Below are 15102 nucleotides of genomic sequence, written 5' to 3' on the forward strand. Positions count from 1 at the left end.
AAAAGATAACGCATCGGGCCCGGACGGGGCCGGGGAACCGGACCGCTACGGCGCCGAGGGCCACTGCTACCAGCAGCTGCACCCGCTGCCCGACTTCGACGGCAACCGCCCGGTGCTCGGCACCTGGGTCGTCGACGGCGAGGCCGCCGGCCTCGGCATCCGCGAGACCGACGACAGCCCGATCACCCACCAGGGCGCCCGCTTCCTCCCCCACCTCATCGTCTGACCGCCGGCCCCTCGTGGGGCGCTGCCCCGCACCGTCCCACTCCCGAGTGAAAACCTGCGTGATCCGGGCCCGGACCTCCCTGAAGTTGATAAGTTCAATTAGCTGTTCCGGGCATGTATCAACTCCAGGAGCGGAGGAACAACGGTGGCCGGACGAGGCGGGCCCAGCCGCAGCACCGTCTACAACCGGCTCGGCGGAGCGCTGGCAGAGCTGAACGAGCGCTTCGGCGGGCTCCCCAGCCCCAGGGAGGCCCGGGAGATCTGGGACGACATCTGGCACGAGGAGGCGCACCACTCCACCGCCCTCGAGGGCAACACGCTGGTACTCCGCGAGGTCCAGGCGCTCCTGGACCAGGGCCGGGCCGTCGGGGCGAAACCGCTCAGCGAGTACAACGAGGTCCAGGGTTACGCCGACGCCGCGCGCTGGGTCTACGGCCAGGCGCTGGAACCGGACTCCTGGCACGACGGCCGCCTCGTCACCCTCGGGGAGATCCGCCACGTCCACCACGTGGCCATGACCCCGGTCTGGAACGTCGCCCCTCATCCCGAGGCTGGGGACCGCGAGGGCCCCGGCAACTTCCGCGAGCACGACATCGCCCCCTTCGCCGAGGGAATGACACCGCCTCCCTGGCCGCTGGTGCCGGCGCAGGTTGAGCAGTGGGTGGCCGACGTCTGCGACCTCGGCCGGCGGATCGAGTCGGGCCAGGATCTCGGACGCCCGTTGCCGGAGGAGCTGGCCCGGATCCACAACGGGTTCGAACGCGTCCACCCGTTCCTCGACGGCAACGGCCGAACCGGCCGCCTCGTCATGAACCTCGTCCTCGTACGGCTCGGATATCCGCCGATCATCATTCTCAAGCGCCAGCGGGATGCCTACCTGGCCGCGCTCCGCAGGGCTGACGCGGGCGACTGCGGGGCCCTCGGAGAACTCGTCGCGCGGGCGATGGAGGACAACCTCAACCGGTTCATCGTCCCCAACGTGGCCGGTCCCGCCCGCATGGTGCCGCTTGCCGCACTCGTCGACGCGGAGCTCTCCCTCGCGGCCCTCCGCCAGGCGGCGCAGCGCGGCCGTCTGAACGCCGCGCAGGGAACGGACGGGGTCTGGCGTTCGTCACGGAAGTCGGTCGACGCCTACAAGGCGGGCAAGCACCAGCGCAGGCCGCGCTCCGCCTCCTGAGTCCGCCCCGTCCGGAATGCGGGGCGCGGCTGTGCTGTTTGATTGCCTCATGGCTTCTCGTGCACGCGTCCGCGCCCCTGAACTGGTCGGCGCTGGTGGTTGGCTCAACACCGGCGGCAAGGACCTGACCCTCGCCGACTTCCGGGGCAAGATCACCGTCCTGGATTTCTGGACCTTCTGCTGCATCAACTGTCTGCACGTCCTCGACGAGCTGCGGGAGCTGGAGGAGAAGCACCGCGACACCGTGGTGATCGTCGGCGTGCACTCCCCCAAGTTCGTGCACGAGGCCGACCACCGGGCGGTGGTGGACGCGGTCGAGCGGTACGAGGTGCACCACCCCGTGCTGGACGACCCGGAGCTCGTCACCTGGAAGCAGTACGCGGTGCGGGCCTGGCCGACGCTGGTGGTGATCGACCCCGAGGGGTACGTGGTCGCCCAGCACGCCGGCGAGGGGCACGCGCACGCGATCGCCCGGCTGGTCGAGGAGCTGGAGGCGGAGCACGCGGCGAAGGGGACGCTGCGGCGCGGCGACGGCCCGTACGTGGCGCCCGAGCCGGTCGCCGGGGACCTCAGGTTCCCGGGCAAGGCGGTCCGGCTGCCGAACGGCCACTTCCTGGTGGCCGACTCCGGGCACCACTCGCTGGTCGAGCTGGAGGCGGACGGCGAGACCGTGGTCCGGCGGATCGGCGACGGGGTGCGCGGCCTGGTGGACGGCGCCGCCCCCCGGTTCAGCGAGCCGCAGGGCCTGGTGCTGCTGCCCGAGGGCGTCGGCGCCGGGTTCGACGTGGTCGTCGCCGACACCGTGAACCACGCGCTGCGCGGCGTCCGGCTCGCGGACGGCGCGGTGACCACCCTGGCCGGCACCGGCCGCCAGTGGTGGCAGGGCTCGGCGACCGAGGGCCCGGCCCACGAGGTCGACCTCTCCTCGCCGTGGGACGTCGCCTGGTTCGACGACCGGATCTGGATCGCGATGGCCGGCGTGCACCAGCTGTGGGCGTACGACCCGGCCGCCGGAACGGTCGGCGTCGCGGCCGGCACCACCAACGAGGGCCTGGTCGACGGCCCGGCCGCCGAGGCGTGGTTCGCCCAGCCCTCCGGCCTGGCGGTGTCGGCGGACGGCGAGCGGCTCTGGGTCGCGGACTCCGAAACCTCGTCGCTGCGCTGGGTTTCACGTGAAACCAAGGAGGTGCGCAGCGCCGTCGGCACCGGCCTGTTCGACTTCGGGCACCGGGACGGCGCCGCCGACCAGGCGCTGTTCCAGCACCCGCTGGGCGTCACCGTGCTGCCGGACGGCTCGGTGGCCGTCAGCGACACGTACAACCACGCGCTGCGCCGCTACGACCCGGCGAGCGGCGAGGTCAGCACGCTGGCCACCGATCTGCGCGAGCCGTCCGGCGCGGTGCTGGTGGACCAGGACATCGTGGTGATCGAGTCCGCCCGGCACCGGCTGACCCGGCTGCGGCTGCCCGAGGAGGCGGTCCGGGTGGACGCGGTGGCGCACCGCACCCGGCGGGCCGCCACCGAGGTCGCGCCGGGCGCCCTGCGGCTGGACGTGGTGTTCCAGGCACCGACCGGTCAGAAGCTGGACGAGCGCTACGGCCCGTCCACCCGGCTGCTGGTCAGCGCCACCCCGCCCGAGCTGCTGGTCTCCGGCGCGGGCGCGGACCCGGCGCTCTCCCGTGAGCTGGTGCTCTCCGGGGAGGTGACCGAGGGCGTGCTGCACGTCTCGGCGATGGCGGCCTCCTGCGACGACGACCCGGCGATCGAGTACCCGGCCTGCCACGTCCACCAGCAGGACTGGGGCGTGCCGGTGCGGCTGACCGCCGACGGCGCGCGCCGACTGCCGCTGGTCCTGGCGGGCATGGAGTAGCCCGCCCGCCGCGACCCACGCGGAAGGGCCCGGAGAGCGCGTGCTCTCCGGGCCCTTCCGCGTACCGGGGGAGGGGCTCAGCCCTCCAGGAACGCCTTGATCGCGCTCGCCAGCAGGTACGGGTCCTCCGCGCCGCACAGCTCGCGCGCCGAGTGCATGGACAGCGCGGCGATGCCGCAGTCCACGGTCTGGATGCCGAGGCGCGCCGCGGTGATCGGGCCGATCGTCGTCCCGCAGGGCATGGCGTTGTTGGAGACGAAGGTCTGCCACGGCACGCCGGCCTTCTCGCAGGCCGCGGTGAACACCGCCCGGCCGACGCCGTCGGTGGCGTACCGGTTGTTGACGTTGACCTTGAGGATCGGCCCGGCGTTCGGCATCGGGTGGTGGCCCGGCTCGTGCCGCTCGCTGTAGTTCGGGTGGACGGCGTGGCCCATGTCGGAGGACAGGCAGACGGTGCCGGCCAGCGCCCGGGCCCGGTCCTCCAGACCGCCGCCGCGCGCGTACACGCTGCGCTCCAGGACGTTGCCGAGCAGCGGGCTCTGCGCGCCGGTGTCCGACTCGCTGCCGGTCTCCTCGTGGTCGAAGGCGGCCAGCACCGGGATGTACGGCAGCACCGCGCCCTCGGTCTCGGCCGCGGTGGCCACGGCGGCGAGCGCGGCGGTGGCGGCGTGAACCGAGAGCAGGTTGTCGAGGCGCGGACCGGCCAGCAGCTCGCGGTCCCGGCCCAGGTAGGCGGCGGGCTGGACGTCGTGGGTCATGAGGTCCCAGCCGCTGACCTCGGCCGGGTCGACCCCGGCGCGCTCGGCGACGTAGGCGACCAGCGCGCCCTCGTCGACCGGCCCGAGGCCCCAGATGGGCGTCAGGTGGCGCTGCTTGTCGAGCTTCATGCCCTCGTTGACCTGGCGGTCCAGGTGGATCGCCAGCTGCGGCACGCGCAGCAGCGGCTCGTCCAGCTGCACCAGCCGCCGGCTGCCGTCGCGCAGGGTGATCCGCCCGGAGAGGCCGAGGTCCCGGTCGAGCCAGGTGTTGAGCGGCACGCCGCCGTAGATCTCCACCGCGACCTGCCGCCAGCCGGCCGTCCCCGTGTCCGGGATCGGCTTGACCCTCAGGTTGGGCGAGTCGGTATGGGTGCCGACCACACGGAACGGCGTCTCCGGGCCCGCTCCGGCCGGCACGTACCAGGCGATCAGCGCGCCGCCGCGGACGACGTACCGGCCGCCGGCGACCCCGTCCCAGGCGTCCGTCTCCAGTACCTGCCGGAAGCCGGCTTTCTCCAGCCGCTCGGCGGCGCTCGCGACCGCGTGGTAGGGCGATGGCGAGGTGCCGAGGAAGGCGATCAGGTCATCGGTGTGCGTCCGGTCGAAGAAAGCCTGGCTGGCGGCGGTCGACATGCTGCTCCTGGGTCGAGGGAGGGCCGAGGCCGAATGGGGATCGGCTTCGCACCTTGAGCATATGCCCGTACACGGACATGACACTCGGAGCATCCCAACGGATGCAGAACGCAGACAGAAACGTGAACTGACGGGATCTGACGGCCCGCAGGACACCCGCAGGACACCCGCCGGGCACCGTCCGGGCGCCGTGCGGGCACCGTCCGGGCGCTGTCCGAACACCTGTCGGATCGCCTGCCCGGACGCCCACCGCGTACCCGCGGACCACCCCGGGACACACCGAAGGGCCCGGTCGTGGGACCGGGCCCTTCGGTGTGAGGGTGGGGTCAGGCAGTCGGTGCGGGCGGCGTCAGAACGCCCCCTCCGCGAGGTCCATGATCTCGTTGTCCATGCCCTCGGCGATCAGCCGCTGCGCGGCGACGGTCGGCAGGATGTTCTTGGCGAAGAAGCGGGCGCCCGCGACCTTGCCCTGGTAGAACGGCACGTCCTTCTCCGAGGCGCCGGCCTCCAGCTTGGCCAGGGCCACCGCGGCCTGGCGCAGCAGCAGCCAGCCGACCACGACGTCGCCGGAGATCATCAGCAGGCGGGTGGTGTTGAGGCCCACCTTGTACATGTTCTTGACGTCCTGCTCGACCGAGGAGAGGTCGGCGAGCAGCTTGCCGACGACGGCCTCCAGGTCGCCGGCGGCCTTGGCGAGCAGCTCGCGCTCGACGGCCAGGGCGTCGCCGCCCTCGGCGGAGCCGAGGAACTTCTGGATCTGCTCGGACAGCGCGGTGAGCGCCTGGCCGCCGTCCTTGACGATCTTGCGGAAGAAGAAGTCCTGGCCCTGGATGGCGGTGGTGCCCTCGTAGAGGGTGTCGATCTTGGCGTCCCGGATGTACTGCTCGATCGGGTACTCCTGCAGGTAGCCGGAGCCACCGAAGGTCTGCAGGGACTGGGCGAGCTGCTCGTAGGACTTCTCCGAGCCGTAGCCCTTGACGATCGGCAGCAGCAGGTCGTTGAGGCGCTCGGCGGCACCGTCGTGCTCGCCGCGCAGCTTGGCGGCCATCATGTCGTCCTGGACGGACGCGGTGAAGAGCACCAGGGCGCGCATGCCCTCGGCGTACGCCTTCTGCGTCAGCAGCGAGCGGCGGACGTCCGGGTGGTGGGTGATGGTGACGCGCGGGGCGGTCTTGTCCAGGAACTGGGAGATGTCGGCGCCCTGCACGCGCTCCTTGGCGTACTCCAGCGCGTTCAGGTAGCCGGTGGAGAGGGTGGCGATGGCCTTCGTGCCGACCATCATCCGGGCGAACTCGATGATCTTGAACATCTGGCGGATGCCGTCGACCTTCTCGCCCAGCAGCCAGCCCTTGGCCGGGTGCTTGGCGCCGAAGGTCATCTCACAGGTGTTCGACGCCTTGAGGCCCATCTTGTGCTCGACGTTGGTGGCGTAGACGCCGTTGCGCTCGCCCAGCTCGCCGGTCTCCCAGTCGAAGTCGAACTTGGGGACGATGAACAGGCCCAGGCCCTTGGTGCCCGGCTTGCCGCCCTCGGGGCGGGCCAGCACCAGGTGGATGATGTTCTCGGACATGTCGTGCTCGCCCGAGGTGATGAAGCGCTTCACACCCTCGATGTGCCAGGAGCCGTCCTCCTGCTTGATCGCCTTGGTGCGGCCGGCGCCCACGTCCGAGCCGGCGTCCGGCTCGGTCAGGACCATGGTGGAGCCCCACAGGCGGTCGGTCATCCGCTTGGCGACCTCCAGCTGCTCCTCGGTGCCCTCCTCGGCGACGACGCCGGCGAAGGCGGGGCCGGAGGAGTACATCCAGATGGCCGGGTTGGAGCCGAGGATCTGCTCCGCGAAGGCCCAGATCAGCGAGCTCGGGGTGACCTGGCCGCCGATCGACTCCGGGATGCCCAGGCGCCACCACTCGGCGTCCATGTACGCGTCGTAGCTCTTGCGGAAGGTGGCCGGGACGGGCGCGGTGCTGGTCTCGGGGTCGAACACCGGCGGGTTGCGGTCGGCGTCGACGAAGGAGGCGGCGAGGTCGTTCTCGGCCAGGCGCGCGATCTCGCTGAGGATGTTCTTCGCGGTCTCGACGTCCATGTCCGCGAACGGTCCGGTGCCGTACACCTGCTCGCGGCCGAACACCTCGAAGAGGTTGAACTCCACGTCCCGCAGGTTGGACTTGTAGTGACCCATGGCCGTTTTCTCCGGTTCGTCGCTTCCGGGAGACCGCCGCGTTCGGGCGCCCCGTACCCACCAGTAGGCATCATGATGCTACCCAGCGGTAACTTGTTTCAAGCCCTCACCGGTGAATCCCTCGTGGATTCCGCTATGAACGTGGTCACGTCCCACAAGCCGGGGCGGCCACTCCTTGTCAGGATCGACGCCCGCACGGGTGGCCGCGCTCCCGATAGCCTGTCCGTGTGTACGGCTATGACCAGAACGCATACCCGGGCGATCCCTACCAGCAGGCGGGGCCGCAGCCGGGCATGAACGGCATGCCCGGCCCCGGCCCCTACGGCGAGCAGCCGCCGGGGGCGCAGCAGTCCCTCTACCCGGAGCCCTCGCCGCCGTCCCTGGCGGACGCCGTCCGGGCCTTCACCACCGGCTCGATGGCAGTGGAGGACTTCCAGGCCATCTTCATCACCTCCAAGGTGCACTGTCCGCGCGGCGAGCGGCCGGGCTTCCTGGCCCTGCACAACACGCCGACGCCGGTGATCCCGATGTTCAGCTCGCTCAAGGAGCTGCGGCGGTACGCCGGCAAGGAGTCCAAGTACTTCACCGTGACCGGCGCCGAGGTCCTCGACCTGCTGCCGACCGGCTACGGCTTCGCGCTGGACATGGAGGGCGAGCACCGGATGGTGTTCGACGCCAAGGCGGTCGAGCAGATGGTCGACTTCACCATGCGCCGGATGTACGGCTGACGGGCGACTGACGCCGGGCCGGGGGCCGGCCGGGCCCGCCGTTCGGCTCGCCTCACCCATTTGGTTCAAAATTCAACTTGCTTCTTGTTGAGGATTGAACTAATCTCGTGGACGTAGGCCAGAGGAACGTCCCCCCGAAGGAGGCCGACATGCCCGCCGTGACCGTCGACAACCCGCTGACCCTCCCGCGCGTCACCACTCCCGACCCCGCCGTCACGAGCGCCCGGCCGGTCCTCACGGTGGCCACCGCCCCCGAGGGCTTCGAGGGCGAGGGCTTCCCGGTCCGCCGCGCCTTCGCCAAGATCAACCAGAAGTACCTGGACCCGTTCATCATGATGGACCAGATGGGTGAGGTGGACTACGCGGCGGGCGAGCCCAAGGGCACCCCGTGGCACCCGCACCGCGGCTTCGAGACCGTCACGTACATCATCGACGGGACGTTCATCCACCGCGATTCGCACGGCGGCGGCGGCACCATCACCGACGGCGACACCCAGTGGATGACGGCCGGCTCCGGTCTGCTCCACATCGAGACCCCGCCGGAGTCCCTGGTGCGGTCCGGCGGCCTCTTCCACGGCCTCCAGCTGTGGGTGAACCTCCCCGCCTCGGACAAGATGATCGCGCCGAAGTACCAGGACATCCGCGGCGGCAGCGTCAAGCTCCTCAGCACCGAGGACGGCGGCGCGCTGCTCCGGGTGATCGCGGGCGACCTCGACGGCCACCAGGGCCCCGGCGCCACCCACACCCCGATCACGATGATCCACGTCTCGGTGAACCCCGGCGCCCGGATCACCCTGCCCTGGCGCCGCGACTTCAACGCCCTCGCCTACGGCCTCGCCGGCAGCGGCACGGCCGGCGCCGAGGACCGTCCCTTCCACCGGGGCCAGGCCGTCGTCTTCGGCGACGGCGACTCGATCACCGTCCGCGCCGACGAGAAGCAGGACTCCCGCGACCCCAACTTCGAGGTCGTCCTCCTCGGCGGCCTCCCCATCCGCGAGCCCGTCGCCCACTACGGCCCGTTCGTCATGAACAGCCACCGCGAACTCCAGCAGGCCATGGAGGACTTCCAGGCCGGCCGCCTCGGCACCATCCCCGCCGACGGCCACTGAGTCGCCGACGGCCGCCGAGCCGCCGACGACGGCACGGCGGTGGGGGGGGGGGGGGGGGGGGGGGGGGGCCCCCCCCCCCCCCCCCCCCCCCCCCCCGGGCCGCGGCGTCACGACGCCGCGGCCCTCTCGCGTCCCCGCCCCGGCCCCGCTACCGCCTCCGCCGCCTCTGCCACCACCCGACGATCCGCCGATCCGTTCGGCAGAGAGGTGCCCCGTGGCCGCCCAGCCCGCCGACGACGACGCCGCCGTCACCGCTCCCGCGCCCGTCCGGCTGCGCCGTGAACTCGCCGTCCAGCCGGTCCGCCTCGCCGCCGCCCTGCTCCTCGCCGTGGTGGCCACCCTCGCCGCCCTCGCGCTCCCGCTGCTGGTCCGCCGGATCGTCGGGGACTTCTCCGCCCACCGCTCCCTCACCCCCGGGCTGCTGCTGATGGCCGCGGCCGCCGTCGTCGGGGCGGCCGCCCAGGCGCTCTCCGGCTTCCAGCTCGCCCGGGTCGGCGAAGGCATGACCTACCGCCTGCGCACCACCGTGATGGCCCACACCCTGCGCCTGCCGCTGCCGGTGGTCCGGGCCCGGGGGACCGGCGAGCTCGCCGCCCGGGTCACCTCCGACGCCCAACTGCTCGGCCAGGTGGTCGAGGTGGCGATGCAGCTCCCGCTCGCCGCGTTCGGGGTGCTGGCGACCCTGGCGGTGATGGTGTGGATCGACTGGGTGCTCACCGCCGTCACCGTCGCGGCCCTGGCCGGTCTGACCGCGCTGGTGCTGCTGATCACGCGCCGGATGCGGGCCAATGTCACCGGCCGGCAGGACGCGGTCGGCCGGATCGCCCAGCGTTTCACCGCCAACCTGGAGGCCCTCACCACCATCAAGGCGTGCCGGGCCGAGCCGCTGGCGGACCGGGTGCTGGAGCAGGACGCCGAAGAACTCCGGGTCGTGTCCCTGACCGGAGCCCGGCTGGGCGCCCTGGTACCGGCGGCGCTCACCCTCGGCAACCAGTTCGCCATGATCGCGGTGATCCTCACCGGCGGCGCCCGGATGGCGGCCGGCCACCTCCAGGTCGCGGAGTTCGCCGCCTTCCTGCTCTACCTGCTCCAGACCGTCCCGTCGGTGAACACCCTCGCCACCGGTTTCGGCCGGCTCCAGGCCGGACTCGCCGCCCGGGACCGCTGCAACGAACTGCTGATGCTGCCCCGGGAGGCGGACCCGGACGACGAGGCCCGCCCCACCCCCACCCCGGTGCCCGACGCGCCGGCCGTGGTCTTCCGCGGCGTCTCCTACACCCACGCCGGCACCGGGCGGCCCGCCCTGGACTCCGCCTCCTTCAGCATCCCGCGCACCGGTCTGACCGCCGTCGTCGGCCCCTCGGGCGCGGGCAAGAGCACCGCGCTCGCCCTGGTCGGCCGCTTCGTGCGGCCGGGCGCCGGATCGGTCAGTATCCTCGGCCACGACATCCGCACCTGGCCGCTGGGCCCGCTGCGCGCCCGGATGGCCTACGTCGACCAGGAGTTCACCCTGCTGGAGGCCAGCGCCCGGGAGAACCTCCAGCTCGGCCGCACCGGCACCGCAGGTGACGGCGAACTGGCCCGGGCGCTGACCACCGTCGGCCTCGCCCAGGACGTCGACCGGCTCCCGCACGGCCTGGACACCGTCCTGGGCCGGGAGTTCGACCTCTCCGGCGGCCAGCGCCAGCGGATGGCGCTGGCCCGCGCCCTCCTGACCGGCGCCGACATCGTCCTCCTCGACGAGCCCACCAGCCAGCTCGACGGCCTCAACGAACTGCGCTTCCGCGAGATCGTCGACCGACTGGCCCGCCGCAGCGCGGTCGTGGTCGTCGCCCACCGGCTCTCCACGGTCCAGCACGCCGATCACGTGATCATGATGAACCAGGGCACCGTGGTCGACGCCGCCGACCACGCCACCCTCCTCGCCCGCTGCGCCCCCTACCGCGAACTCGTCGCCGCCCAGACCGGCCTCTCCGCCGCCGGGGACCACGACCCGGGCCAGGTGTCCGTCCGCTCGGGCCGCCGCGAGGGACCCTGACCGCGAGCCGAACAGAGGTTTGCCGGAACCACCGCTCTCTGTCATGCTCACGGTCCGTGATGAACCGTCGTACTCTGATGACCGCGCTCGCCGCCGTCCCCGCCCTCGCCGCCGCCGGTGCCACCCTGGGCGCCACCCCGGCCCACGCCGCGGACGACTACGCCTCCAACACCGCGCTCTACAAGGACCCGACGCTGGTGGAGGGGGTCGACTACGGCCGGCGTTCCCGTCGGCACGCGGTCGACGACCAGAACCCGGCCGCGCGTGCCGGAATCGTCCGCACCACCGTCATCGCCCCGCACGGCGGCGGCATCGAGGGCGGCACCTCCGAGCTGTGCCTCGCGGTCGCCGGCTACCACCCGGCCGACCTCGCCCCCACCCCGGCGGCCGGACCGGTGCACGACTTCTGGATGTTCGAGGGCCTGCGCTCCTCCGGCAACAGCGCCCTGCACGTCACCTCGACCCACAACGACGACACCGTCGCCCGCGCGATGTGCGCCGGCAGCCTCAACGTGCTCTCGCTGCACGGCTGCACCGCCGCCCAGGCCGGTCTGGAGACCGGCGCCGCCGCGGTGCTGGTCGGCGGACTGAACCCCGTCCTCCGCCAGTACCTGACGGAGCAGTTCGCGGAGGCGGGCATCCGCGCGGTGACGGCCTCGGGCGAGGAGGAGATCGCGGGGATCTCGCCGGACAACATCTGCAACCGCAGCCTGCTCGGCATGGGCGCCCAGCTGGAGCTGACCACCGAGCTGCGCACCGCGCTGTTCGCCCCGGGCAGGAACACCAGGACCGAGCGCGCCGCCAACACCCTGCCGCTGTTCTGGACCTTCACCAACGCCGTCCGGACCGCCGTCCAGCGTCTGGAGGCGACGCAGCCGGTGCTCTGACCCGGAGCGTCGGCCGCCACCCGCCCGCCTCGGCCAACGTCCGGGGTTTCCTGCGTGAACATCGGCTGACGTGACTTATGCGGCGGCGGGCGGGCTGTCTAGGCTGCGGCCGTCCGGTGTGATCATTTGAGTCCGAGAGACCTCGCCATGCTGATCCTTTCCCTGCTGTTCCTGGCCGTCGGTGTCGGTCTGCTCGTGCTCCGGTGGCGCAAGGTCGGGTCCTGGCCGGTCACCCTCGGCGGGATCCTCACCGGCGCGCTCGGTCTGCTGCTGGGGCTCACCACCTTCGTGCACGTGGTCGATCCGACCGAGGTCGGGGTGCCGACCAGCCTCGGCAAGGTCGGCACGGCCTGGCAGCCGGGACTGCACTTCAAGTCGCCGCTGACCGACGTGACCACCTTCTCGACCCGGCCCGCCGATCTCGACCTGACCGGCGACTCCACCGTCGAGGTCCGGTCCTCCGAGGGCGGGGTGCTGTACGCCGACCTGACGGTCAAGTGGTCGATCGACCCGCAGCACACCGTCGAGCTGTACAAGCTGGCGGGCAGCGCCGAGGCGGTCCAGCAGCGGCTGGTCTACCCGGACAGCCGGGAGATCGTGCGCAACGTCTTCGCCCGCCACACCAGCGTCGAGGGCTACAGCTCGCAGCGGGAGGCGATCAGCGCGGAGATCGACAAGCTGATCACCGCCCGGCTGGCCCCGCGCGGCATCCTCGTCAACGGGGTCAACCTGCGCAACGTCCGGCCCAGCGACGGCCTGCAGAAGGCCATCGACCAGAAGATCCAGCAGGACCAGGCCACCGCGCAGGCGGAGGCGTCCGTGCGCACGGCAAAGGCCGAGGCCGAGAAGCGCAAGATAGACGCCGACAGCACCGCCGCCGCCAACGCCGCGATCGCGGGCTCGCTGACCGACAAGATCCTGCTGAGCCAGTGCATCGAGGCGTTCAAGGCCGCCGCCGAGAAGAACGCCGTCTACGCCAGCCCCTGCGGCTCCAACGGCACGCCGGTCATCGTGGACGGCACCAAGCGCTGAGGCAGCGGTCCGTCACCGCCCTTCCCCGGCACATCTGTCGCGCCGAGGAGGGGCGGTGACGATTCGTCAGGCACTGATCGTGGCGACCGGGTCCAGGCCGTAGGTGCGGGCGTAGCCGTTCTCGGTACCCACGAGCAGCTCGACCACGTCGAACCAGCGGTCCCAGAACGGGGTCTCCCGCAGCGCGTCGACCAGCAGCCGGTAGGCGTCGTGGTCGTCCGCCTCCCAGACCCAGATGTCGGTCACCCGCGCCGAGTAGAACTCGGTGTCGTAGAAGCGGGAGCGGACGCCGTGGGCGCGGGCCTCGATCACCGGGAGGACCCGGGTGGTGAAGGCGTGGACCCGCTCGTCCACGCTCATCCCCAGCCACTCGGGCGTGGTCTTCACCAGCATGAACGCGGTGACGGGCGGAGCGGTCGGGTCAGCGGACATCGGTGGACTCCTCGGCAGTCTGGGCGGTGGCGGTGGCGGTGGCGGTGGCGGTGGCGGTGGCGGCGAGGACGGCGGGCTTCAGGGTCTCGGCGCACCACCGGGCGAAGCCGGTGGCCGGGACCGCCGGCCGCTGCGGGCGCCCGGCGCCCGCGTCCAGGCCCTCGTCCTTGGCACGCTTCATCTCGACCACGCCCTCGGCGAAGGCCGGGTGCAGGCCGAACCCGAGCAGGTCGGACCGGAGTTCGTCCAGCGACTGGCGCCGGTAGCGGACCGGGCGGCCGAACTGCTCGGACATGATCCGGGCCAGGTCCTCGGGCGAGAGGTCCTCCGGGCCGAGCACCGGGACGCTGTCGACACCGCTCCAGGACCGGTCCAGCAGCAGCCCGGCCGCCGTCGCGGCGATGTCGGCGACGGCCACCAGCGGGGCGCGGCGGTCCGCGGCGACGGTGTCGGTGAACACGCCGTCGGCGCCGATCGGGCCGGCCTCCTCCAGCAGGTTCTCGAAGAAGGACGGGCAGGCCAGGGCGCGGTAGGCGACACCGGAGCCGGCGATCAGGTCGTCCATGGCGAGGGAGGCGGTGACCAGCCCGGCCCGGGCGGCCTGCGCGGTGCCGCGGCCGAGGGCCGACACCCCGACCACCCGGCCGACACCGTGGGCGGCGAACGCCCGGGCGGCGGGGCGGGTGAAGCCGCTCCACCCCTCCTCGGGCGCGGCCGAGGCGTCCGGCGGGACCAGCCAGAACACGGCGTCGGCGCCGGCGAACGCGCGCTCGACGGTCGCGGCGTCGCCGTGCGAGCCGGTGACCACCTCGACCCGGCCGCGAACGGCCTCCGGGAGCCGGGCCGGGTCGCGGACCACGACCCGCAGTTCCTCCTCGTGCGCAGGCGCGGCCTCGACCAGCAGGGACAGCAGCCGGCGGCCGATGTTCCCGGTGGGGGCGGTGATGACGATCATGAAAACCTCACGGTGTCGTTCGGATCCGGGGTGCCCCCTCATCGTGCGGACAGCAGCCGTGTTGCCACAATGGGAACTTCAGCATCCAATCCTTGCCCGGAACGGAATGATGCCGGTGAGCAGCCCAGATCCGAACCTCGACGCCAATCTCGCGATCGCCCTCGACGCCCTGCTGACCGAGCAGAGCGTCACCCGCGCCGCCGCGAGGCTGCACACGTCCCCCGCGGCGATGAGCCGCACCCTGGCCAAGCTGCGGCGGGTCCTCCAGGACCCGCTGCTGGTGCGGGCCGGCCAGGCGATGGTGCCCACGCCCCGCGCCGAGGAACTGCGGGAGGAGGCTTCCGCGGTGGTGCGTCGGCTGGAGGCGCTGCTCACCCCGAGCGGCACGGTCGACCCGGCGGCCCTGCGGCGCACCTTCACCGTCCAGGCCGCCGACCTGGTCGGCGCGGCCCTGGCGCCCGGCCTGCTCGCCCTGGCCCGCCGCCGGGCACCCGGTGTCTCGCTCCGGGTCCTGGCCGAGGACTCCGAGGCCGGACCGGCACTGCGCGAGGGCCGGATCGACCTGGAGATCGGGGTGATCGACCACGTCGACCCGGAGACCCTGGTGGAGGAACTGGCCACGCTGCGGATGGCCGCCGCGGTCAGGGCCGGCCACCCGCTCACCGAGGGGCCGCTGACGCCGGCCCGGCTGGCGGCCGCCGAACACGTCGTGGTCAGCCGCCGCGGCCGCTTCACCGGCCCGCTGGACGCGGCCCTCGCGGCCCAGGGCCTCGGCCGCCGGGTCAGCGCCGTCCTGCCCGGCCACCTGGCGGCGATGGCCCTGGCCGCCACCGGCGACATGGTCTGCCTGGTGCCGGTCGCACCGGCCGGTGAGCCGCCGTCACCGCTCTCCGGCCCGGCCCGGACGCTGGGCCTGCGGCTGCTGGAGATCCCGCTCGACCTGCCGCCGCTGACGATCGGCATGGCCTGGCACCCGCGCCACGCCGCCGACGGCGGGCACCAGTGGCTGCGCGCCGCCGTGCGACGGGTGCTGCGCCCGGCCCCGGCGGGGTGAGTCCAGGGCCCCGGCACGCGAATCC

12 protein-coding genes and 1 pseudogene are annotated in these 15102 nt (G+C 72.6%); 9 read left to right on the forward strand and 4 right to left on the reverse strand.

Annotated elements, in window-relative coordinates; translation table 11 throughout:
- Positions 1 to 16: 16 nt before the first annotated feature.
- From ACIQ9P_RS28305 to ACIQ9P_RS28315, 3 genes and pseudogenes are all read left to right on the forward strand, one after another.
- Positions 17 to 226 (forward strand): annotated as a pseudogene (locus ACIQ9P_RS28305) (glutathionylspermidine synthase family protein); the annotation flags it as partial.
- A 144-nt stretch (positions 227 to 370) separates the two neighbouring features.
- Positions 371 to 1402 carry a Fic family protein gene (locus tag ACIQ9P_RS28310; RefSeq protein ID WP_402361984.1) on the forward strand — a complete coding sequence of 344 codons (1032 nt, stop codon included), beginning with the start codon at positions 371 to 373 and terminating at the stop codon, positions 1400 to 1402.
- Positions 1403 to 1451: 49 nt separating this feature from the next.
- Positions 1452 to 3272, forward strand: coding sequence for an NHL domain-containing thioredoxin family protein (locus tag ACIQ9P_RS28315; RefSeq protein WP_402361987.1), 1821 nt, complete (start codon positions 1452 to 1454; stop codon positions 3270 to 3272).
- A gap of 77 nt (positions 3273 to 3349) precedes the next feature.
- Here the strand turns inward: ACIQ9P_RS28315 and ACIQ9P_RS28320 are convergent, their stop codons facing one another.
- Positions 3350 to 4663, reverse strand: a complete 1314-nt coding sequence (locus tag ACIQ9P_RS28320; RefSeq protein ID WP_402361990.1) for a M18 family aminopeptidase — start codon at positions 4661 to 4663, stop codon at positions 3350 to 3352.
- Between the two features lie 349 nt (positions 4664 to 5012).
- Complete coding sequence (locus ACIQ9P_RS28325) at positions 5013 to 6842, reverse strand: acyl-CoA dehydrogenase (RefSeq protein ID WP_402361993.1); 1830 nt, start codon at positions 6840 to 6842, stop codon at positions 5013 to 5015.
- A gap of 227 nt (positions 6843 to 7069) precedes the next feature.
- Between ACIQ9P_RS28325 and ACIQ9P_RS28330 the strand changes: the two genes are divergently transcribed.
- The 5 genes from ACIQ9P_RS28330 (at position 7070) to ACIQ9P_RS28350 (ending at position 12636) form a co-directional block, all read left to right on the forward strand.
- Positions 7070 to 7570, forward strand: coding sequence for an SseB family protein (locus ACIQ9P_RS28330; protein WP_045941044.1), 501 nt, complete (start codon positions 7070 to 7072; stop codon positions 7568 to 7570).
- Between the two features lie 149 nt (positions 7571 to 7719).
- The gene (locus tag ACIQ9P_RS28335; protein WP_402361996.1) at positions 7720 to 8679 is read left to right on the forward strand and encodes a pirin family protein; all 960 of its coding nucleotides are present in this window, start codon (positions 7720 to 7722) and stop codon (positions 8677 to 8679) included.
- A gap of 214 nt (positions 8680 to 8893) precedes the next feature.
- Complete coding sequence (locus ACIQ9P_RS28340; protein ID WP_402361999.1) at positions 8894 to 10717, forward strand: ABC transporter ATP-binding protein; 1824 nt, start codon at positions 8894 to 8896, stop codon at positions 10715 to 10717.
- A 59-nt stretch (positions 10718 to 10776) separates the two neighbouring features.
- Positions 10777 to 11604, forward strand: a complete 828-nt coding sequence (locus ACIQ9P_RS28345) for a poly-gamma-glutamate hydrolase family protein (RefSeq protein ID WP_402362002.1) — start codon at positions 10777 to 10779, stop codon at positions 11602 to 11604.
- 147 nt (positions 11605 to 11751) lie between these two features.
- Positions 11752 to 12636, forward strand: a complete 885-nt coding sequence (locus tag ACIQ9P_RS28350; RefSeq protein ID WP_402362005.1) for a prohibitin family protein — start codon at positions 11752 to 11754, stop codon at positions 12634 to 12636.
- Positions 12637 to 12702: 66 nt separating this feature from the next.
- On the opposite strand, the gene ACIQ9P_RS28355 is transcribed toward ACIQ9P_RS28350, so the two are convergent.
- Positions 12703 to 13068, reverse strand: coding sequence for a darcynin family protein (locus ACIQ9P_RS28355; RefSeq protein ID WP_402362008.1), 366 nt, complete (start codon positions 13066 to 13068; stop codon positions 12703 to 12705).
- Positions 13058 to 14023: an NAD(P)H-binding protein gene (locus ACIQ9P_RS28360; protein WP_402362011.1), complete on the reverse strand. Its 966-nt coding sequence runs from the start codon at positions 14021 to 14023 to the stop codon at positions 13058 to 13060. Before ACIQ9P_RS28360 ends, ACIQ9P_RS28355 begins: the two co-directional genes overlap by 11 nt.
- A 106-nt stretch (positions 14024 to 14129) precedes the next feature.
- Here ACIQ9P_RS28360 and ACIQ9P_RS28365 point away from each other — a divergent pair, with 106 nt between their 5' ends.
- Positions 14130 to 15077 (forward strand): LysR family transcriptional regulator, encoded by a 948-nt coding sequence (locus ACIQ9P_RS28365; RefSeq protein WP_402362014.1) that lies wholly within the window; start codon positions 14130 to 14132, stop codon positions 15075 to 15077.
- Positions 15078 to 15102: the final 25 nt, after the last annotated feature.

Source organism: Kitasatospora sp. NPDC094019 (assembly GCF_044764505.1).
Taxonomy (GTDB): Bacteria; Actinomycetota; Actinomycetes; order Streptomycetales; family Streptomycetaceae; genus Kitasatospora.